Genomic DNA, 17,400 nt, shown 5'->3' with positions numbered 1-17,400 from the left:
TTACCTCATCGGGTTGTTGGGGGTTCCGGTTGTCGGTTCGCCGTGTGGGTGAGTGTGGCCGTTGTAGGTGGTGCGGATGGCGCTCATGGTGCTGGCCTGGTCTTGTACTTGCGCGGCACCTTCAATATTGCCTGCCACGGTTAAGCGCCCTGACATCGCCACCAGCGGCGAGTTGATTTGCACTTGTGTTGCGGCATTGATAGTAAGTGTCTGGGTCTTCACTTCGATCTGATTGCCGCGCTTTAAGATGATGCTGTCACCCTCATCGCTATAAATCGCCACTTCGCCACTATCCAAACCCGTGAGCCGGTAACGGCGATCCGCCACCACCAGCACCACACCGTGCGAGCGATCACCGTCTGGGTATGCGGCAAAAGCTTCAGCACCAAGGTGGGGGGCGCTGGTAAAACCGTAGGGTTCTAAGTGTTCAATGTTGCTCTTTAACTCACCCGCTACCATGCTGATTTGCAACACTTGGTTTTTACGCGAGCCATCCCGGTGCTGCACCACTGCACGTACCAACATATTGGATAAGCTGCGTTGAATTGTGTTTAACAAGCGCATTAATACTCCTCCTCTTCATCTTTTTTACGCTGTTTCGGTGGCTTGGGCAGGTAAGCATCAGCGGGGCCACAGCGCAGTTGTGTGGTGGTGCCTTGTTCGTTCTGGAGATAGGTCACTTCGGCAATTAGTAACGTGCGGTAGTTAAAGCCCAACACTGGATCGAACACGCTCACTAACTGATTGGGTTGCCATAACGCGCCGTTGCCTTGCCGCCAGCCCTGTACCGTGTATGTCACTTCGTCAGTGCGAGCCTTGCGGCGTACCATCTCGAAGTGGCTGCGGTCAATCACCGTTTCGCCCGTGGCGTTGCCGACTTGTTTAATTACCAGTGGTCGATGGCGTTTAATGGCGCTATCTGCGTTTTTTGCCAATATTGACGTGGTCGTTACCTCGCCATAATCCTCATCATCTCCCGCCCGCTGGCCTGCCACTTGGTATACGCTGAAGCGCTCTTTAACGCTCAGTTCAGCATCACAAGAAAGAATGTTCTCGCCGAGCACCAGTGCAGTCACACAACGCTCTGCACCCACTTGGCTGAGCACCAGATCGCCCTGTTCGTTGTCATAAGCCAGCACTTGTTGCAATCCCATCATTTTGTCGAGCACATCAATCACCAGCTCACCGTGATCAGCTTGCAGGCCGATAATTGGTGTGCTGGGTATGCCACGATTAATCACCTTTAAACCAAACGGTTTAACCAGCTCGCTGGCGATTTGTGCAAAAGTACGATCCGTAAATTGCCCCACAACAGCAGAGCAATCGACTAAATCAGCAGTTTTGCTGCGCCCCACAATTGATACCGATACGCGCTGTGCGTCATAGCGCACGGGTGTTGCATCAACATACCCAGTCATCACTGGATCGGCCCCAATCAACACTGTTACAGCATCCCCCGCTTTGACTTTCGGCTGTAGCTGTCCAACTTCTTCAGCACCTGGCCATTGCCTGGTGATTTCCACAGTGAAGTCCCGCGCTAATCGTTCAATACCGGCGGCGATGGATATGGATGTCCAGCCGCGCCACTCGCGATCATTTACCCTTAGCGTGACATCATTGTTCATCTTATCGGTATCCTGAGTGGGCTGGCTGGTACAAAGCCAGGATGCTTAATGGGGTTACGGTCGGTAATGTCGGATTCACGGGCGGCAGAGTCATACCAGTCTGCTGCTAATACCAGTGCTGGCAACACCTCGGTGGGTGTGCGGCGTGTGGTTTTTTCCGTCTGTTCCAAACGTTGGTTAATGTCGCGGTTAACATCAGTTCGTAATGTATTGAGTGCCAAAAACAGAGCATCGTCGGTGACGCGCAGCAGCTCCTGATCAATGGCTGTAGACAGTACATCGCGTAAATGAGTTAACGCCTCGTAGCTCACCAACATTTCCCGCTGAGGCTCTGCCAGTGAAGTTACCGCAGGGTGAGCAAGCAGGGGTTGCCTTATCACTGGCGATACAGTTACAGGCAACGGCCTTTGTGGCAGGGTGTAAATACTGCGTGCAGCCTCCGCTATTGCTGTGGTGCGCATCACTTGTGCAATGGCGTTGCTCTGTTCTGTGCGTTGCTGCATAGTTTTACTGTTGGTTTTCCACACCCCACGCGGTGCTAGGCCGCGATCAACAGTAATACCCGTTAGGCTGGTGATCTTGCTCACCAAGTCACTACCATTTCTTAACAGTGCGCTGCCACTGCGCCATAAACGTTGCAGGCGGTTGGTGAAATCCATCCCAGGGCTAGGAGCCATCAATAGCACCGACAAGTCACCCTCAAGCAAGCGGCTTGCATCACCCAGCCCTGAATTCACCCGGTCAAGTGCTTTGGTGGCAATGCCCATCATGTTGCCCGCATCATCAAGAACGCCGGTTTGTACAAAATCGGGCAAGCCATCTAAAGTGAATGATTTGCTGAACGCATCGTTGGCGCAATCGCTCACCGCGTCACAGGATGAAACCAGCTTTTGCCCGGTGGCTACGCCAGCCGTTGGATAACTGAGTTCACCCGCTTCAACAAAGTTAAAACTGAGGGTACACATGCGCCCATCTGAGGCGCTGTGGCTCACGGTGACATCACCATCAATGCAGACGGTAAGTTCACCATATTGCGGATGCACTAATTTGCCGGGGCCGCCTTGATTAATGGCGGCGATAAGCTGATCACGTTGTGCCTGGTAATCATCACCAATGACGTAAGCAGAGAGCCTATCGCGTCGTGTAGCGCGGCCAAGGTCTTCAGTGTAGGGTTTATCGCGGTTGGGGTATTCATGGGTTTGCGTTCTGCGGCCTACTGTGGCCTCATCATCTGTGATTTTAAACGGCACCCCGCGAAAGGATGCCGGCAATAATTTTTCCTTCCAGCTCATGCATTCTCCTTCTCTGGGCGTAAAAAAACCGCCATTAGGCGGTTGCATTGGTTACTCTTTGCTTAGTTTTGGCAGCGTTGCTCACATTGAAACGCTCGAAGTATTCGGCAAAACCTAATAGGCAAATTTACCTAACCCATTGATTATCTCAGAATCCACCATTGGTGGAAGCTGGATTATTCCACTGAAACCACGAGCGTGGGGTTTACCATGCCTTGTCAAAGGAGAGAAGGCAAAAGGAGTTGCCAGAACAAGAACCAGAGACAATATACCGCCCCTCTTGAATTCGCTTCACTACTCCTCCACTGGTTATCGCCCTAACAAAACGCGAACTGCCGATGAGATTTTCAACCACCTCTTCAGCTAATTGGCGGTTTTTGGCGTTTACTTTGTCGTACTGTGGATCGTCGTGGTATTCATTCCAAGAGACGGTAAAGTATCGCGCTTTTGTCTGTACAGTAAAATCAGGGTCTTTGGCAAATTTGTATGACTGGAAATACACGCCTGGATTGTCTTCTATTTTTTCCACTTCAACGATTTTTGTTTTTGCAAGTGACTGTACTTCCTTTTTCGTCAAAAAAGCAGCCGTATCTTGAGCGAAAGAAACCAATATGATAGCGGAAATAACGCTACGAAACGTCATAAAAACCTCCTGTTATCTATAAGCATATCGACTATATCCGACATCATAGCCCATGCCAAGCTTGGGTGAGCTGGTCGCAGTGCTGACTACGCTCATGCCCTGCGGCGCATTTTCAAACTTAACGACCATTTCACCGGCCATTTTTTGGTTTTGGCTTGATATCAAGTAATTGCTTGTCTGCGTTGACAATAAATTCTGCTCTGGCTCATCACCAAAAACATAATCCCAGCCACCGCTGATCCAACCCTTCACTTTCTTCATTGCGTTAAAAATGGGTTCAATATAGCTACTCACTCGTTCCCACATAGATTTAAACCAGTCCACAATGGGTTCCCAGTTTTTAATAATAATTCCAAGAGGATGGTAATCAAAAAATAATCCCTTGATGAATTCCCAGCCCGCATTACACACCTGTTTAATGCTTTCCCATGCTTCTGAGAACCAACTGGTAATTGATTCCCACAGGCTTTTAAACCATGGGCCAATGCTACTCCAGTTTGCTAAAATAAGTCCTGCCCCCATAGCTACAACGCGCAAAATTATACCAATGGGCGACATTCCGATTGTTTTTCCTATTAAACCAAGAACGAAATTTACACCTAACATCGCTAATTTCAACGTAACCAAACCAGCTGCCAAACCAATCACACCTCTGATTATCTGTGGGTTGGCTGCTGCGAATGTGCTGAATTTTTCCGCCATATCTCCAAGGGTGATTATCAAGGATTTTATATCGTCAGCATAAGCGCCGCCTATAGCCGCTAACCCATTTACAGCCGTGCCAGACATAGCCCCCCAGAGGTTGGTTAGTGTGCCAAGCTGTGCTTCAACTCTGGTTTGTAAGGATGCTTGCCGCTCCATGCGTTGAGTAACTTCATCATAACCAGCCTTTCCTTTAGTTATCAATGCTTCAAGAACTTGTAAGGTTTCAGAATCATTGCCAAATATTTTCTGAATGATGGTTGTCCTCTGCGTTGTATTAAGGGAGTCAAGCTTTTTAAGTTGAGCAAAAAGGTTATCGATGCCCCCAAATTCACCTTTACCATCAGTAAAATCGAGTTTTATTCCTTTTTTGGCAAGTAATTTATTTGCTTCTTTCATCTTCTTGACGTCAAAACCAGCCTGAAAAACCTTTCGCAAGGCATTGCCTGAAGACTCCCCATTCATACCCATTTGATCCATCATCACGGTAATTGGAGCTAATGCTTTTGCCGCAGTTAACCCATCTTTGTTAATGAGTTTTAGGATTGAACTGGTTTTGCCAAAAAATGCCAACATGTTAGTGTCATCGACACCCATATAGAAGGCTTTCTGGATCGTATCGAATAACCCCATCATGTCACTGGCAGCAGTGCCTGTTGCATCCTGCATCTTAGCCGCAAACTCAGCCGCTTGCTCTGGGGTTTTCTTCAGTTGCACAGCAAGATAAGCCGTAGCCTTACCAACACCTTTTAGAATGTTTTCAGCCGGAATGCCTTGGCGTGTTAACATTTGCATCATGTTCTGAAAATCCGCCGTGGTGCCCGGCAACTTATTACCCAAACCAATAGCGAGTTGGTTTATTTTTTCAAACTGTTTGCTAACCGCTCCTCCCGCTTCCATCATCGCTACTTTCAACCCCATAGCAGCATCTTCCTGTTGAGCAAAAGCCACGGCACCAGCTGTAAGCCCAGCAGCGATTCCCGCTGCCATTGGTAATGCACCTTCGCCATTTTTTTCCATATTACGGCGAAATTTTTTCATGTTTTTCTGCATCTGGCTAAGAGCCGGAGACAGTTTATCAATGCCCGTAATGAGCGCCTTCAGTTGAAAACTATCAGCCATCGTTTATCTCCGACTCAATGCGATTAGCCTGCTGCTCTAACAAAATTAGAGTTGAAAAAGGATGTGTTAACAGTTCGAGTGGGTTTATCGCCCAATACTTCGCGGCTGTGAAATATCGAGCAATAATCTCGTTAACGGTTAGCTGTTGAGGAAAAAACCCGCGATCAACCACCCCCCTGTATTAAGATCGCTTGGCGACATTGCATCCACTGCACTGGGTGGTATTCCGCCTAGTGTTGAAAGATATTTACAGACCACACCAGAAATCAATCTCACGGATTCATCAGCGTTCAACTGATAGGGATAGCCTAAATCGCGCACATCTTTACCGGTCGGCTCGCGTAATTCAATCTCGGTGATCTCTTCGCCATGCGCCATAATTGCTTTTGATAGTGTTAGTTTCATTGGTAAAAACCCTCTTCTGAATGGAACTCAAGTTCTGCGGTGCCTTCTTCGGCGTTGTGGTTGGCTTCCCCTTTCAGCCAGGCTTCTGAGAGCACATAAACCTCGCCATTGGCCAGTTCTGCGGTGATGGTCATGGTGTCGGATGAGGTGATCTTTTTGATGGGGAAACCGCGTGGCACCTTAAAAGTGCCTTTGATGTAGGGGGCGCGGTGCGTCTCTTTATAATCGACGCTGCCATCCGTGCCAATGACATCCTCCTTGATTACGGTGTTCATCGGTACTTCAATGCCGCCGGTTAGCGAGAGTTGCTGACCGTCGATTTTGAAGTAGCAGGTGCCACCAATACGTTTGCTCCTCGCCATTTATGCGCTCTCCTCTTGGTATTGCAGGCGGAATTGGTTAAGTACCGCAAATACCCGCAACTGATTAACGTAATCAGGCGGTAGCAGTACATCCAGCCGGTTCGGGTCGTTGGCGTTGCGCTCAACAATCAGGTGTTGGCTGAACAGTTCAAAGTTTTCGACGATTGCCGCGCGCTCGAGCTGGCGATACACCGCCAGAATTTCTCCCCTGATCACCGCCGGGGTGACGACTGCTTGCCCAGCACCAAAGCGCGTGCCGTCACTGGCTAGCTTGTGGCGCGGGTATTTGCTGGTGATCACCGCTTTCAACCGGCGCAGTACGTAGGCGCTGGTATGAAGGGTTTCGCTGTCCAGGTAGCTGTTGTCGGCGTTGCCGTAGGCGTTTTTTTGGTAGGTGGTGATATCACGCTGGATACGTACCACACCGCCTTCGCTGTAGGCCGTTGCAATGCCGTGGGTGAGCAGTGATTGCTGTTCTGTTAATACAAAGCGTTTACCTGCTGGCGCGGGTAAGGCTCCGTTTAATACGCCGGTTTGCGTTGGCCGCGCTGGGTCGTTGCGGATAAATACCGCGTTGCGTGCAGTGCGTGCGGCGATCAGTTCATCGGTAGCCATTTGCACACTTGGCTCGTATCCGGCAATGGTGAGATGCGGATCGTTAAACGTAGAGCCGAATGCCACCAGTTCTGCCAGTTCGCCCACTTTGGCAGTGTAAACGTGGCCGTAAATTTGCCGCGTCCAACTCCAGCGCCCGGTGTCGTCATTCATCGCTTGGCCGATAGCTGCAAGGCTGCCCGCGTCATTATAGGGGAAGGCGATATAATCAAACGGTTCATCACCCATGGCCGCGATAGTGGCTGATAACTCCGGCGCACCGCTGCCGCCTGCCAGTGGGGTAATGGCAATATTCAACCCGGCAGGGGTTTGTTCACCACCAATCGCCCCACGGTAGTTCAGTGTGATGGGTACTGCGTTGCCACTGCTGCCAGCGGTTTTTGCAGTGAGCGTGACGGTTTCGGCTGTCGCTGCCGCGACAACGGGTAAATCAACGTGTTTGTTGATGGCAATGGCGATGGCTTCAGCAATGGCGCTGTTGGCTTCCCGTGCCGCCACCACAGCTTGTACCCGCGTAGCGCCGATGTAGATGCACAGCGTTCCCGCCTCTTGTGCTTCCCCCATCACGGTTAGGCTGCCGGTGGCCGGGGCGCTGGTTTGTTGTGGTGGGGCGAGTACCCAGAGTTCACCAAACGGATCCACTGCACGGTAAGCCGCCACCATCCGTGCTAATTGGCTGCCTCGGCCTGCCAGTTTCCCTGCCTGGTCTGCACTCGACATAATCGTGAGGGTGTTTTCTGCCAAATCACTACCGGGTGATGCATGGGCAATGATTAATGCCGGTGCGCTGTCTTGTGCTGTGTTGGCTGCGCTGTTGTCCATCTCTGCATAGAACAACGGCACCCGCACATCAGGCGCGATTTTATCAAAGCTGATCATGTGGTTTGTACCTTCTTTAGGTATAAAAAAACCCGCCGGGGCGGGTTGTTACTCTTGAAGTGGTAGATACATTTGAACCTCTTCTACCATTCGGATTCTTGCACTATGTAGTAGTTGCTTGCGTCCACCAGCACCCCATTTGGCCATTTTACTGGCACACTGGCTTACCTCCTTTGTTTCGGTGTTGATGATGTGATCCAGTCGGTTTAAACGAGACATAGCATCAATACCAATGCGCATAACTGCCCTGAAAATCTCATAAACTTCTATTTCAAACTCTGGTTTAATCCATGCTGCATAACGGATGGCAAGAATTTCCACTCCCCATACGCCTGATTCATCGCCACCTTTAATCACTTTAAGTGGTTGAATTTCTTCCGAAGTGCTTTTTTGCACTTTGGCTTTTAGTGCTTTTATGAAGCGCTTAACCTGTGCGCTTCGCAAAAACTGACTCGGGCGTTGTTGCTCCGTTGCCTCTCCATTTGTTACTGCTGCTGCATGCAGATCGTTAAGGCTATAACGTCCACCATCATCTACACGGACAGATACACCATTTACTACTACGGTTGGATAGTTCATTGTGCTTACCTTTTTAGAAATGAAGCCTGCCACATAGGAAACCAGCCCAAAGAGGCAGCACAAACCATACTGGTTGCCTCAGGCTTCATTCCTAAACAGGTTCTTTGGCTGTTGCGCATGTGGTGCGCGGTGAAATTTGGGTGTAAAAAAACCCGCCGGGGCGGGTTGTTAACGGGTCGCGTAAAACTTTTACGCGAACCCATTACGGTTGAGTGGATGACTGGTTAAGTGGTATCGCTACTTTGTGCTCGATATCGCCGTCAGGCTGCATGAAATCAACATCAACCACCACCCGCGCCAGTTCTTCCAGTTGCTGTAGATCTTGCCAGTGTTGGGTATCTTCAGCGGTGATGTCTGTTTTGGCGGAGAAGTCGAACTGGTAATAGAGGTGGGCGCGGTTCATATCGAGCAGGTTGCCGCCGTCGTACTCGATCGGGTCATAGCCTTCTGGCTCAAAACCGAGTAGCGCTTTCCAAAGCTCTGCCCGGATATCATGCACCACATCAAACGCGGCAGCTTGTCCGCGCTGATCTGCTGAGTTATCCATAATCACTATTACCGCAAAGCCTTCGGTTAATTCCTGCCAGTAGTCAGTTTGTGATTTCTGCTCGCCTACGTTGTCATCAAGTGGGATCACCCACGCGGAAGGCAACTTCATTTTTGCCGTGTCCGGTATGGGTTTGTATTCTGCTGCACCCGATACGCGCCCCTCAAAGGATGGGCAGCGCAGCCGCAGCGCAGCAATTACCGATGAGAGTTTCATTTGGGTACCTTTACAGAATCTTGCAGGGCGTTAAACAATACCTGTTCAATCCATGCCCTTTTGTTGTGTAGTGCCTGTTCCATGAAGTTTTTGCGTGGAGCAATCCGCCACGGTGAACCACCGGATGAGCCCTTTTTGTGTTTCTTCCCCCGTTTGGCTCCGCGTCTTACGCCATACCACAGGAATGCTGGGTAAAAGTCGCCTGTGATGGGTCTTGAGCCTTTACCCCCTTTCTGATTTGGCGCAACTTTTACCATAAAGCCAGGGCGCGATGCTGTTGCTGTTGGCACCTTGTAACCAATCGATTTTGACAATCTCCCAGTCCTGAAGCCCGGTGCTTCACCCGCTTTAGATATTGCGCGGCGAGCAACCAAGCGGCGTGACTCTGCCATGACACGTTGACCAACATTGACAAAAGCACGACGAACCTTAGCTTTGTTGAATGTGATTTCCGGTGTTTTATCAAAATCGATGTGCAGATACAGGCCACTGTTTGAACTCTCAATGCCCATTGTCACCCCCTATTGCTTCTACAGTGCCCAGTTCTTCAGCGCTAATCACCAAAAAGCGGCGTTCGTCGTTGAGGTCTTTGGCTCCTTTTATGCGGTAAACCATGCCGCTGATCACCACTTCACCATCCGTTGTTATGCCTTGGCGATAGCGGATAATGATCCGGTGTGTGATGGCGGCATCAACTTGCATTGAGTCAATGCGTACCGAGTCGCCAACCGCTGACAACTTCGCCCAAGTTTTAAATGTGTTGTGGTAAACGCTATCAACACCCATATGGCCTGAGCCGGGTACATCTTCACGCGTTCTGAATTGGGCGCGGCGGTTGAGTTCTCCTTCGGCTGGGGGTCTGTATGTGCTACTGATTTCTGCGTATCGTCGCTTACTCATTAGGGGCGCTTCCTATAATCTGATAACAGACTAGTGAAGAACATTGGTGTTTCTGATTGCTCAAAATCACTGACCGTTGCCCGATTTCTCTGGTAATGGCATGCAAGGCCAAGTATCGCGGTCTTGATGCTGCTGTTTATCAGAATTCCATCGGGATCAGTTTCTGGAACGGAGTCTGTGTAAACGCCTCGGTTTAAGTAGATGAGCGCCTTTTCCTGGGCTGCCTCTGCATAAAGCTGAAGTAGTTCATCTTCCTCGGTTAAGTCAGGGTCAATCTTGCATTGCGCTTTTATCAGGTCTATCTCTACAAACAACATGATTACGCCCCATTAGGTTATTTTTTCCCTTTTTTAGCTGGCTCTGCTTGTTGTGCTAGCTGTGGCTCTGATTCTGGCTCTTGTTCTTGCTCTGACTGCTGCTCTTGTCCAGCATTTTGCCCATCGTCGCCACTGTCAACAGAACAGATAATATTCAATTGACTGGCAATAGCGATTGCACGTTCTGGCAGTTCACTGGGTTGATATTCACCCGCACGGATAATTTCAATCACGCAGCCGTTCGGTGACCACTTTAGATCTTCAAGTAACTTGATCATCTTCATCGCTCTCATATGAAAGGGGGGGCAATGCCCCCAGTAATTACGCCGTGGTACCGATTTTCAGTAGCTTGATAGCCTGAGAGTCAACCAGCATACCGCCAGTGCGTTTGGTGGTGTAGAAACCAACAAACGGTTTGTTGGTGTACGGATCACGCAGAATACGTGTACCCATGCGATCAACGATGGCGTAGCCTCGTTTGAAGTTACCAAACGCTATCGCTTTGGCATCGGCGGCAATGTCTGGCATTTGCTCATTTTCAGCAATGCCATAGCCGATGAGTGTTGAGGGTTGCCCAAGCTCTAGCCCTGGTCGCCATAAGTAGTTGCCTTCTGTGTCTTTCAACATGCGAATTTGAAATAGGGCGTTGTTGTTCATCATAAACTTAGCGCCAGCACGGTGTACTTTGCGCAAGGTGTATACCAGTTTGATGATGGCATCTGTTGTCAATCCACCCACGCTGCCGGATGCAACGTGTTGTAATACACCAAAAGCACGGCTCTTATCATCCTCAGCATTTGAATCGTAAGCCAAGAACCCTTTGGGTTTTTTAGCGCCATCACCAAGGGTGAAAGCAATTTCTTCTTTTTCAGAAAACTCGTTAGCCAACTCACTGTTCAACCAACTTTCAACATTGAAGAATGCATCATCTAACATCATTTGAGTGGCTTGAGGGTTGCCGTAAATTTCTCCCATGAAGGGGGTGATCTGGCCAAGTTTTGAGGTTTCAGTAGCAGGCCGTGCATCCGTTTCACCCACCCAACCAGAGGCTGTCCCGCCCAGGTTAACCAGTTTTTTATACTCAGAACCGCCTACTGTGATCACGGTAGCTTCTTGGCGCATGATGACTTCGTCATTAAGCAGTTCAAGGATGGTGCGATCAAGTTCTTCAGGTACGGCATAACCCCCATCAGAATCAACGTTAATCTGTAACGCTTTTTGCTCTAACTCACGCAACCCTTCCTCTTTCCCCTTGCGCACGAAATTAATGAAAGCCGTCTTGTGTTCACTGGCGGTTTTGCTTGTTGGTCCACCACTGGGGCGCTTAACTTGCTTTAGCTCCTCTTCCAATGAGGTTTTCAGTGCATCCAGCTCGGATAACTTGCCGTTGAGCGTATCAACCGTTTCCGCCAGTTTGCCTTTTTCCTGCTCGATCGCTTCCAGCCGCTTGTCATTTTTTTTGGTGAAGTCATCAAAGTTACCCTTCAGTTCCTGTGCGACCAGTTCTACATCTTTAATATCAATTGGCATGATGTGATTCTCCAGATTCAGAATTTAATAGATTTCAGTATGTTCAGTGCAGTTTCCATATCATCAGCATCACGCAGTGATAAGGCACTATAGCCGTTAGCCATGAATGCTTTGGCTTGTGAACGGGATAGCCCAGCATCGCGCAGGACTCGTTCTATATTTTTAGGGGATGGTGTTTCACCACGGGCAAACGCTGACTTGACATCACTCACCCGCGCTTCATCATTTGCCGGGAAGGTGACTGGGCTGACTTCCCACAGGTCGATCTCCTTTAGGATAAAGGCATCTTTTGCTCGGTCGTACTCCCAGTCATTCAGCACGTAACCAATAGAAAGGCCGGTTAACGAACCGGCCTTCATATGGGCATATGCACGCTTTGCCAGGGGATCATCGTCAATCAGTAATCGCCCTTTAACATAAAGGCCAACATCATCTTCCCGCATGTCGGTATAAACCCCGATCGGTTCATCTGTTTTGTGTTGCCAGAGCATGGCGGGCTGTGCGCCCTTCGATTTCCAGTTATCCAAGGACTTTACGAACGCGCCAGGCACGACAATATCGCCATAGCTGTCTTTCACGCCAAACACTGAACCATAACCCTCAAACTCACCGCTATCACTGACCGATTTCAGCTTTAGCGGAACGTCCAGGCGCTGTTTAGTCATTGCCATCACTGTGTTCCTCAATGGGGTTGTTCTTGCCACTCTCGTTTGGCTTAGTTGTCATGTTCATTGGTGTGAGATAGATATCACCACCATTGCGAGGGTTAAGTTCCTCCAGTTCACGGCATTCATTCGGTGAGTAGATCCCCCAGTTGATCCCCGTAGCATAAGCATCAAACCGCGACTTCATATCACCCCGCAGCAGTGCTCCTGCATTGAACTTGGCGTAAAAACGCCCCTGAGCAGAGGGTTTAACCAATCCAATATTGATCCGTTGTTCAATGCGGGTAAGGTACGGCACCAGGGAATAGTTAATGAAGCCTATCCCCAGATTCTCAATATTGTTGAATGTGGCGCGATCCGTGTTCTGCACCATGTGCAGCGGAACACGGAAAATACGGCAGATTTCCTCAAGCTGAAACTTTCTGGTTTCCAGAAACTGGGCATCTTCGGCGCTCAGGCTGATTTGTTGCCACTTTAGCCCCATTTCCAAAATCATCGGTTTGTGAGCATTTGATAACCCTTGATGGCGGGTTTCAAAATCACTTTTCAGACGATTGAACGCCTCGTCTGTCAATGTCTGGTCGGTTTGCAAGAGACCACTGGTTACCGCGCCATTGCCAAACAGCCTGGCCCCGTGTTCTTCTGTGGCAATGCCCAACCCGATAGCTTGACGGGCATAGGCAATTGGACTTAGGCCAACCAGCCCATCCAGCGTAAAAATACGCACATGCCAGATTTCATCTTGCGTCAATGTGGCGCAACTGCCGTCGGGTAGTGTTACTTGGTATATTGGCTTCCAATCACTGCCGAGCCGAGGGACAACACTGCTTGGATCCAATGGGAGTAATTCAACCACTTCACCAAGTGCCATTACTTTGTAAGCGTAAAAATTTCCCCTCAAACACAAGCAGGCGATCAACAACTCCCAGAACTCTTGTGGTGTCATGTAGTCGTTGGGCTTAACCGAAAGTAGCTTATTCAGTCGTTCCTTTATTGCCCGTTTATTACCTCGCTCTAACTGTTCATACAGCGTGCAGGGCAGCATGCCCACCGATTCTGCCAGTACACGTACACAGCTAAACACTGACGTGAGTTGCATGGATAATTGTGGGCTGATTTTCCTGCCGACATAGGTGTCGTAGGAAAGGCCAATAAGCTCAGCAAGCGCTTGTGATGTTAGCGGCTTATCTGCCGACTTTTGAAACAGACCAGGAAAGAACATCAATCCCCCTTATCCTGCCGCAGATTACCACTGAGCATTTTAGATACCAGCCATGACCATGTGAGGCAAAGTATTCCCGCAACGATAAAGCCTGCCGCTGGATAGATGAGCCATACACCGTAAGTCAGCAAAAAGGCACCAGCAACACCCACCAGCAAAGCCAGTGCGCCAATTAAATGAATGATCCGCATGTTCTGTTTCCGTTAGAGTGAACGCAACCCGTGGGTTTCGATGTGTTTAGCCAAACTTTCCGTGGTGTCATGGAGCATTGCCCGTCCGATGGTCATCACCAGCGCTACCGCGCCATCAATTTTGCTGCCAGCTTGTTCCTTGATCGGCTTTACAACATCATCATTACCCGGTAAAAACTTGCCGATTACGTTACTCAGGCACCAAAGCATGATCGGGTTGCCATCATGATGGAATCGGCCTGATTCAATCGCCGCTTCCAGCTCTTTCATGGCATCCGACATGTTGGTGTAGTTCTGAATGATAGTAATGGGCGACATGTTCTCGTCAGCCAGTTCGTGAGAAATGCCGGTAGCGCCAAAAGGATCAATAGGCGACTCTTCTACAGGGTTCAGGCGATTGGCTGCCTTGGCTTCCTCCATGATGTAACGATAATCAACCTCGGCACCTTCGGTTACCGATAACAGCCCCATTTCTACCCACTTTTGGAAACGTTCAGCGGTTCGCCTATCTTCGTTTTTTTCTACGCTGTACACCGTGTCATAGGGCACCCAGAAGCGAGGAGCAACACTGTAGTAGTGCCGTTTGCCATCAATATCACGGGTAAACAGACGTGCCATACTGTTCATGTCCAACTTGCGTGCAAGGTCAAAACCAAGCAGGCAAGGTTGTCCCTCAAACTGCTCAAGCGTTAGCGTGGTATCCTCGCAACGCTTCAGGCTAACAAGGTTAAAGAAAGCGTTACGGGCTGATACCCAGATATTGAGATGTTTTGTTTTGAATGGCCCCGCCAGCCTTGCGTTGTTAATCGCCCGTTGCTGCTGGCTGAGCAAGAAGTCACGGTAGACAGAAACCCCCATGTTTGGGTTGGCCTTCTCCAGTGCAGCCGGTTTTGTCCAGTCGTCCCCCTCATCAATGGTGTAGATAATGCCAAACAGCTCATCGTTCGGCACCGTGCCATTTAGCGCTTCTATCACTTCTCGCCGCTTGTCATAGCACGGGCCTTCAATGTTATAACCTGCCGTTGTGATCGCCCACATTAACCCCTGACGGCGGGCCCCCATACCCGTGAGCATAGTGGTATACAGTGCATCAGTAGGATGCTCATGGTATTCATCAACTACTGCAAGACTGGGTGATGAACCGTCACCAGGATTACCAATCAATGGCTCAAAACGGGCGCCATCTTCAGGGCGGTTCAAGTTTGAGGCATTAACCTCTATCCCAAATGCCTCCATCAGTAGTGGGGTGCGCTTGCACATTAACCGGGCTGGTCTAAACACTTCCCAGGCTTGTTTCTCTGTTGTGGCCCCTGAATAGACTTCGGCACCAAACTCGCCATCGCAAGTGAAGCCGTAAAGCGCCACACCAGCAGAGATTGCTGATTTACCATTTTTACGCGGTATCTCGGTGTAGACTTCACGAAACCGGCGAAGCCTGCTCCCCTTATGTACCCAACCAAAAACAGAGCAAACAATGAAAAGCTGCCACGGCTCCAGAGTTATCGGCATGCGCTTATAGGCCCACTCGCCCTTGGTGTGTGGCAACAACTGGATAAATTTGGCTGCCTGCTCTGCCAAGTCGCGGTCAAAGCGATAGCGAAACTTACGCCCCTTCTCTTCAGCAAGATCGTCCATGTGTCGCTGACAAGCAGAGATAACAAACTGGCAGGCGACAATCTTCCCGCGCACCACATCTCGTGCATACTGATTGGCTGCGTTAACGTTTGGGTAGGATTTTCGTGTCATGACGTTATCAACTTGATGAAAGGATTTGAGGTTTTCTTTTGCCCCGCCAAGCCAATCAACCGTTGGCGACTGCTGGGATCGAGTCCGAGCAAGGCACCGGTGCTATCCATTTCTGATTGCTGCTCTTTTTTGGCTGTTAACTCAGGATTCTTGACCACACCGCCAGTGACGCCTGGCACAGTGTTGCCTTGGCTGGCGATCTTCTTTACTGCCCGACGCCAGAATTCATAGGCTACGCACCACCGCTCCAACACTGCCAGATCGGTTACGCACAAGATCCCCTGTCCGCATAATTCCTTGGTAGTCATTTGCCACATCACTGTAGCCAAGGGCAAATCTTCTTCTTCAAACCATGCCGGAGGCTCTACCCCCTTGATCGGAGTGAACACTGGCTCATCTTTATTTAATGACCGCTTGCCGGGGTTGCCAGCCAACTCCTTTCGTGCGGTCGGTTTGGGGCGTCGCCCGGATCGGCCTGCCGTTCCGGCCATAGTCGCTCCAGATTAAATTTCATTTTTCGCGGGTACGTAAATGTGTAGGGGCGGGCAGTACGGAAGGGAAAACGCTGTAGAGATTTTACCCCCCCTTACCGCCCTGTGCGCCGCTCTCGTGCGGTCTTTGCTCGATGGCAAGGGGCGCATAGGCTTTGTAAGTTGTCCGCACTATCGCCGCCACCGTGCGCTATAGGGGTAATGTGATCAACACAAGTTGCTGCAGTAATTGCCCCGCGCTGCAAGCATAACTGACACAACCCATTGTCACGCTTAAGAATGCGTTTCTTAATAGCATCCCAATGGCTGCCGTAACCGCGCTGGTGGCGGTTCTGCCCTGGCTTGTAGTTCTTCCAGTTCTCACCTTTGTGAGCATCGCAAAACCCACTGCTATCTGTGGTGGTGTTACGACACCCACGACAACGGCAGGCTTTTGGGGTACGTGGTGGCATTGAAATATCCAAAATAGAAAAGCCCCAGACTATGCTGAGGCTTCGTTTATTGGTGAAACAGTAACTGATCTATTTTTGCAAGATAAAATATGAGGGATTGCTAATCGAGCACTCTTCCGCTGATATAATTGACGATGCTATAAAAACCGCAGGTTTTTTTTCATCGTTTATATACGGAATGGACACCATGATTGTTTGAAGATACAAGTCACCAAGATTGGGCACTTGTATCTTCTTATCATTGATATCTTTCATCTTAGTTCTGCTTATTAAAACAGAGGTTACCTTGTCTCGGTCTAACCTTGGGTTCTGAATCTTTTCTTCATTGGCTATTGTCTGAGCGGCCCAAGAACCCGCTGTGGCGCAATAATCCAGCTTTTGCTTTTCTGTGTAAGCAAAGGTTGATGTAGTTAATGATGCCAATGTTATCGCTAAAAAAATCTGTTTCAGTAGAGTATTCATCATTCAACCACCAGCTCTCTATCCATTGATTCTATTATAGCACTCCTCGTTCTGCTGCCTATGACAATACACCCTTCCGAAGCCTCGCCAGGGTGAGTTCTGCTGTCTCCATGTATGCGGAAAGCCGTTCTGCCAAACATCTGATTCGACTGTGAAGGTATCAGCACTATTGTCATATCCCCTTTAGAATTGGTAACATTGCCTATAGTGTAACGTCCTCTCGGGATTGGCCCCCAGTTACGTATAGCTTCAGACGCTGGGTTATTTTTATGCGCTCCTTTCCCACTGTAACCAACATCACGCGCCATCACACCATTGTGATACATCCGCCCAGAATACTGGTCATAAGTCCACACCATAATCCATAATCCTTTTGTAAAAAAACATTTGGATTTTCATGGTAATGCTTGCGTGATAAATGATCGCCACTTTGTTTA

At 49.5% G+C, this 17,400-nt stretch carries 23 protein-coding genes; all 23 read right to left on the bottom strand.

What is annotated here, in order from left to right:
• Positions 1 to 564 (bottom strand): phage baseplate assembly protein V, encoded by a 564-nt coding sequence (locus tag EOJ37_RS04140; protein ID WP_127958112.1) that lies wholly within the window; start codon positions 562 to 564, stop codon positions 1 to 3.
• Positions 564 to 1,625 (bottom strand): phage baseplate assembly protein, encoded by a 1,062-nt coding sequence (locus EOJ37_RS04135; RefSeq protein ID WP_127958110.1) that lies wholly within the window; start codon positions 1,623 to 1,625, stop codon positions 564 to 566. Before EOJ37_RS04135 ends, EOJ37_RS04140 begins: the two co-directional genes overlap by 1 nt.
• Entirely contained in the window at positions 1,622 to 2,917 is a 1,296-nt protein-coding gene (locus EOJ37_RS04130; RefSeq protein WP_127958108.1) for a DNA circularization protein, read from the bottom strand. Before EOJ37_RS04130 ends, EOJ37_RS04135 begins: the two co-directional genes overlap by 4 nt.
• Before the next feature lie 205 nt (positions 2,918 to 3,122).
• Positions 3,123 to 3,560 (bottom strand): hypothetical protein, encoded by a 438-nt coding sequence (locus EOJ37_RS04125; protein WP_127958106.1) that lies wholly within the window; start codon positions 3,558 to 3,560, stop codon positions 3,123 to 3,125.
• A gap of 12 nt (positions 3,561 to 3,572) precedes the next feature.
• Positions 3,573 to 5,384 (bottom strand): phage tail tape measure protein, encoded by a 1,812-nt coding sequence (locus EOJ37_RS04120; protein ID WP_127958103.1) that lies wholly within the window; start codon positions 5,382 to 5,384, stop codon positions 3,573 to 3,575.
• Between the two features lie 138 nt (positions 5,385 to 5,522).
• Positions 5,523 to 5,789, bottom strand: coding sequence for a phage tail assembly protein (locus tag EOJ37_RS04110; protein WP_127958099.1), 267 nt, complete (start codon positions 5,787 to 5,789; stop codon positions 5,523 to 5,525).
• Positions 5,786 to 6,151 (bottom strand): phage tail tube protein, encoded by a 366-nt coding sequence (locus EOJ37_RS04105; protein WP_127958097.1) that lies wholly within the window; start codon positions 6,149 to 6,151, stop codon positions 5,786 to 5,788. The genes EOJ37_RS04110 and EOJ37_RS04105 overlap by 4 nt, the downstream gene beginning before the upstream one ends.
• Positions 6,152 to 7,645: a phage tail sheath subtilisin-like domain-containing protein gene (locus EOJ37_RS04100; protein WP_127958095.1), complete on the bottom strand. Its 1,494-nt coding sequence runs from the start codon at positions 7,643 to 7,645 to the stop codon at positions 6,152 to 6,154. It abuts the gene before it with no gap.
• Positions 7,646 to 7,693: 48 nt separating this feature from the next.
• Complete coding sequence (locus EOJ37_RS04095) at positions 7,694 to 8,224, bottom strand: KilA-N domain-containing protein (protein ID WP_127958093.1); 531 nt, start codon at positions 8,222 to 8,224, stop codon at positions 7,694 to 7,696.
• A gap of 202 nt (positions 8,225 to 8,426) precedes the next feature.
• The gene (locus EOJ37_RS04090) at positions 8,427 to 8,987 is read right to left on the bottom strand and encodes a phage tail terminator protein (RefSeq protein WP_127958090.1); all 561 of its coding nucleotides are present in this window, start codon (positions 8,985 to 8,987) and stop codon (positions 8,427 to 8,429) included.
• Positions 8,984 to 9,499, bottom strand: coding sequence for a hypothetical protein (locus tag EOJ37_RS04085; protein ID WP_127958088.1), 516 nt, complete (start codon positions 9,497 to 9,499; stop codon positions 8,984 to 8,986). The genes EOJ37_RS04090 and EOJ37_RS04085 overlap by 4 nt, the downstream gene beginning before the upstream one ends.
• The gene (locus EOJ37_RS04080; protein WP_127958086.1) at positions 9,489 to 9,887 is read right to left on the bottom strand and encodes a phage head closure protein; all 399 of its coding nucleotides are present in this window, start codon (positions 9,885 to 9,887) and stop codon (positions 9,489 to 9,491) included. Before EOJ37_RS04080 ends, EOJ37_RS04085 begins: the two co-directional genes overlap by 11 nt.
• Positions 9,887 to 10,204 carry a head-tail connector protein gene (locus tag EOJ37_RS04075; RefSeq protein WP_240651663.1) on the bottom strand — a complete coding sequence of 106 codons (318 nt, stop codon included), beginning with the start codon at positions 10,202 to 10,204 and terminating at the stop codon, positions 9,887 to 9,889. Before EOJ37_RS04075 ends, EOJ37_RS04080 begins: the two co-directional genes overlap by 1 nt.
• A 17-nt stretch (positions 10,205 to 10,221) precedes the next feature.
• Positions 10,222 to 10,482, bottom strand: a complete 261-nt coding sequence (locus EOJ37_RS04070; protein ID WP_127958084.1) for a hypothetical protein — start codon at positions 10,480 to 10,482, stop codon at positions 10,222 to 10,224.
• A gap of 43 nt (positions 10,483 to 10,525) precedes the next feature.
• A complete protein-coding gene (locus EOJ37_RS04065) occupies positions 10,526 to 11,734 on the bottom strand; it encodes a phage major capsid protein (RefSeq protein WP_127958082.1) in 1,209 nt (402 codons plus the stop codon).
• Positions 11,735 to 11,751: 17 nt separating this feature from the next.
• Positions 11,752 to 12,405, bottom strand: coding sequence for an HK97 family phage prohead protease (locus EOJ37_RS04060; RefSeq protein ID WP_127958080.1), 654 nt, complete (start codon positions 12,403 to 12,405; stop codon positions 11,752 to 11,754).
• Positions 12,392 to 13,621: a phage portal protein gene (locus tag EOJ37_RS04055; RefSeq protein ID WP_127958078.1), complete on the bottom strand. Its 1,230-nt coding sequence runs from the start codon at positions 13,619 to 13,621 to the stop codon at positions 12,392 to 12,394. Before EOJ37_RS04055 ends, EOJ37_RS04060 begins: the two co-directional genes overlap by 14 nt.
• Positions 13,621 to 13,812, bottom strand: coding sequence for a hypothetical protein (locus EOJ37_RS04050; protein WP_127958076.1), 192 nt, complete (start codon positions 13,810 to 13,812; stop codon positions 13,621 to 13,623). The genes EOJ37_RS04055 and EOJ37_RS04050 overlap by 1 nt, the downstream gene beginning before the upstream one ends.
• 12 nt (positions 13,813 to 13,824) lie before the next feature.
• Positions 13,825 to 15,558, bottom strand: a complete 1,734-nt coding sequence (locus EOJ37_RS04045; RefSeq protein WP_127958074.1) for a terminase large subunit — start codon at positions 15,556 to 15,558, stop codon at positions 13,825 to 13,827.
• Positions 15,555 to 16,049 carry a phage terminase small subunit P27 family gene (locus EOJ37_RS04040; protein WP_127958072.1) on the bottom strand — a complete coding sequence of 165 codons (495 nt, stop codon included), beginning with the start codon at positions 16,047 to 16,049 and terminating at the stop codon, positions 15,555 to 15,557. The genes EOJ37_RS04045 and EOJ37_RS04040 overlap by 4 nt, the downstream gene beginning before the upstream one ends.
• Before the next feature lie 95 nt (positions 16,050 to 16,144).
• Complete coding sequence (locus EOJ37_RS04035; protein ID WP_127958070.1) at positions 16,145 to 16,501, bottom strand: HNH endonuclease; 357 nt, start codon at positions 16,499 to 16,501, stop codon at positions 16,145 to 16,147.
• Positions 16,502 to 16,570: 69 nt separating this feature from the next.
• Positions 16,571 to 16,966: a hypothetical protein gene (locus EOJ37_RS04030; RefSeq protein ID WP_127958067.1), complete on the bottom strand. Its 396-nt coding sequence runs from the start codon at positions 16,964 to 16,966 to the stop codon at positions 16,571 to 16,573.
• The gene (locus EOJ37_RS04025; RefSeq protein WP_240651666.1) at positions 16,963 to 17,271 is read right to left on the bottom strand and encodes a tlde1 domain-containing protein; all 309 of its coding nucleotides are present in this window, start codon (positions 17,269 to 17,271) and stop codon (positions 16,963 to 16,965) included. Before EOJ37_RS04025 ends, EOJ37_RS04030 begins: the two co-directional genes overlap by 4 nt.
• Positions 17,272 to 17,400 lie beyond the last annotated feature (129 nt).

The organism is Serratia microhaemolytica, assembly GCF_004011885.1.
GTDB classification, from domain to species: Bacteria; Pseudomonadota; Gammaproteobacteria; order Enterobacterales; family Enterobacteriaceae; genus Serratia_G; species Serratia_G microhaemolytica.
This window is presented reverse-complemented; position numbering and strand designations above follow the sequence as displayed.

Bases quoted from the DNA above. Each gene is read 5' to 3' on its own strand.
- EOJ37_RS04110 (WP_127958099.1), bottom strand. From the start codon at position 5,789: ATGAAACTAACACTATCAAAAGCAATTATGGCGCATGGCGAAGAGATC.
- EOJ37_RS04080 (WP_127958086.1), bottom strand. From the start codon at position 9,887: ATGAGTAAGCGACGATACGCAGAAATCAGTAGCACATACAGACCCCCA.
- EOJ37_RS04030 (WP_127958067.1), bottom strand. From the start codon at position 16,966: ATGATGAATACTCTACTGAAACAGATTTTTTTAGCGATAACATTGGCA.
- EOJ37_RS04130 (WP_127958108.1), bottom strand. From the start codon at position 2,917: ATGAGCTGGAAGGAAAAATTATTGCCGGCATCCTTTCGCGGGGTGCCG.
- EOJ37_RS04025 (WP_240651666.1), bottom strand. From the start codon at position 17,271: ATGGCGCGTGATGTTGGTTACAGTGGGAAAGGAGCGCATAAAAATAAC.
- EOJ37_RS04090 (WP_127958090.1), bottom strand. From the start codon at position 8,987: ATGAAACTCTCATCGGTAATTGCTGCGCTGCGGCTGCGCTGCCCATCC.
- EOJ37_RS04050 (WP_127958076.1), bottom strand. From the start codon at position 13,812: ATGCGGATCATTCATTTAATTGGCGCACTGGCTTTGCTGGTGGGTGTT.
- EOJ37_RS04035 (WP_127958070.1), bottom strand. From the start codon at position 16,501: ATGCCACCACGTACCCCAAAAGCCTGCCGTTGTCGTGGGTGTCGTAAC.
- EOJ37_RS04095 (WP_127958093.1), bottom strand. From the start codon at position 8,224: ATGAACTATCCAACCGTAGTAGTAAATGGTGTATCTGTCCGTGTAGAT.
- EOJ37_RS04070 (WP_127958084.1), bottom strand. From the start codon at position 10,482: ATGATCAAGTTACTTGAAGATCTAAAGTGGTCACCGAACGGCTGCGTG.
- EOJ37_RS04075 (WP_240651663.1), bottom strand. From the start codon at position 10,204: ATGTTGTTTGTAGAGATAGACCTGATAAAAGCGCAATGCAAGATTGAC.
- EOJ37_RS04125 (WP_127958106.1), bottom strand. From the start codon at position 3,560: ATGACGTTTCGTAGCGTTATTTCCGCTATCATATTGGTTTCTTTCGCT.
- EOJ37_RS04045 (WP_127958074.1), bottom strand. From the start codon at position 15,558: ATGACACGAAAATCCTACCCAAACGTTAACGCAGCCAATCAGTATGCA.
- EOJ37_RS04040 (WP_127958072.1), bottom strand. From the start codon at position 16,049: ATGGCCGGAACGGCAGGCCGATCCGGGCGACGCCCCAAACCGACCGCA.
- EOJ37_RS04060 (WP_127958080.1), bottom strand. From the start codon at position 12,405: ATGGCAATGACTAAACAGCGCCTGGACGTTCCGCTAAAGCTGAAATCG.
- EOJ37_RS04135 (WP_127958110.1), bottom strand. From the start codon at position 1,625: ATGAACAATGATGTCACGCTAAGGGTAAATGATCGCGAGTGGCGCGGC.
- EOJ37_RS04055 (WP_127958078.1), bottom strand. From the start codon at position 13,621: ATGTTCTTTCCTGGTCTGTTTCAAAAGTCGGCAGATAAGCCGCTAACA.
- EOJ37_RS04065 (WP_127958082.1), bottom strand. From the start codon at position 11,734: ATGCCAATTGATATTAAAGATGTAGAACTGGTCGCACAGGAACTGAAG.
- EOJ37_RS04120 (WP_127958103.1), bottom strand. From the start codon at position 5,384: ATGGCTGATAGTTTTCAACTGAAGGCGCTCATTACGGGCATTGATAAA.
- EOJ37_RS04085 (WP_127958088.1), bottom strand. From the start codon at position 9,499: ATGGGCATTGAGAGTTCAAACAGTGGCCTGTATCTGCACATCGATTTT.
- EOJ37_RS04105 (WP_127958097.1), bottom strand. From the start codon at position 6,151: ATGGCGAGGAGCAAACGTATTGGTGGCACCTGCTACTTCAAAATCGAC.
- EOJ37_RS04100 (WP_127958095.1), bottom strand. From the start codon at position 7,645: ATGATCAGCTTTGATAAAATCGCGCCTGATGTGCGGGTGCCGTTGTTC.
- EOJ37_RS04140 (WP_127958112.1), bottom strand. From the start codon at position 564: ATGCGCTTGTTAAACACAATTCAACGCAGCTTATCCAATATGTTGGTA.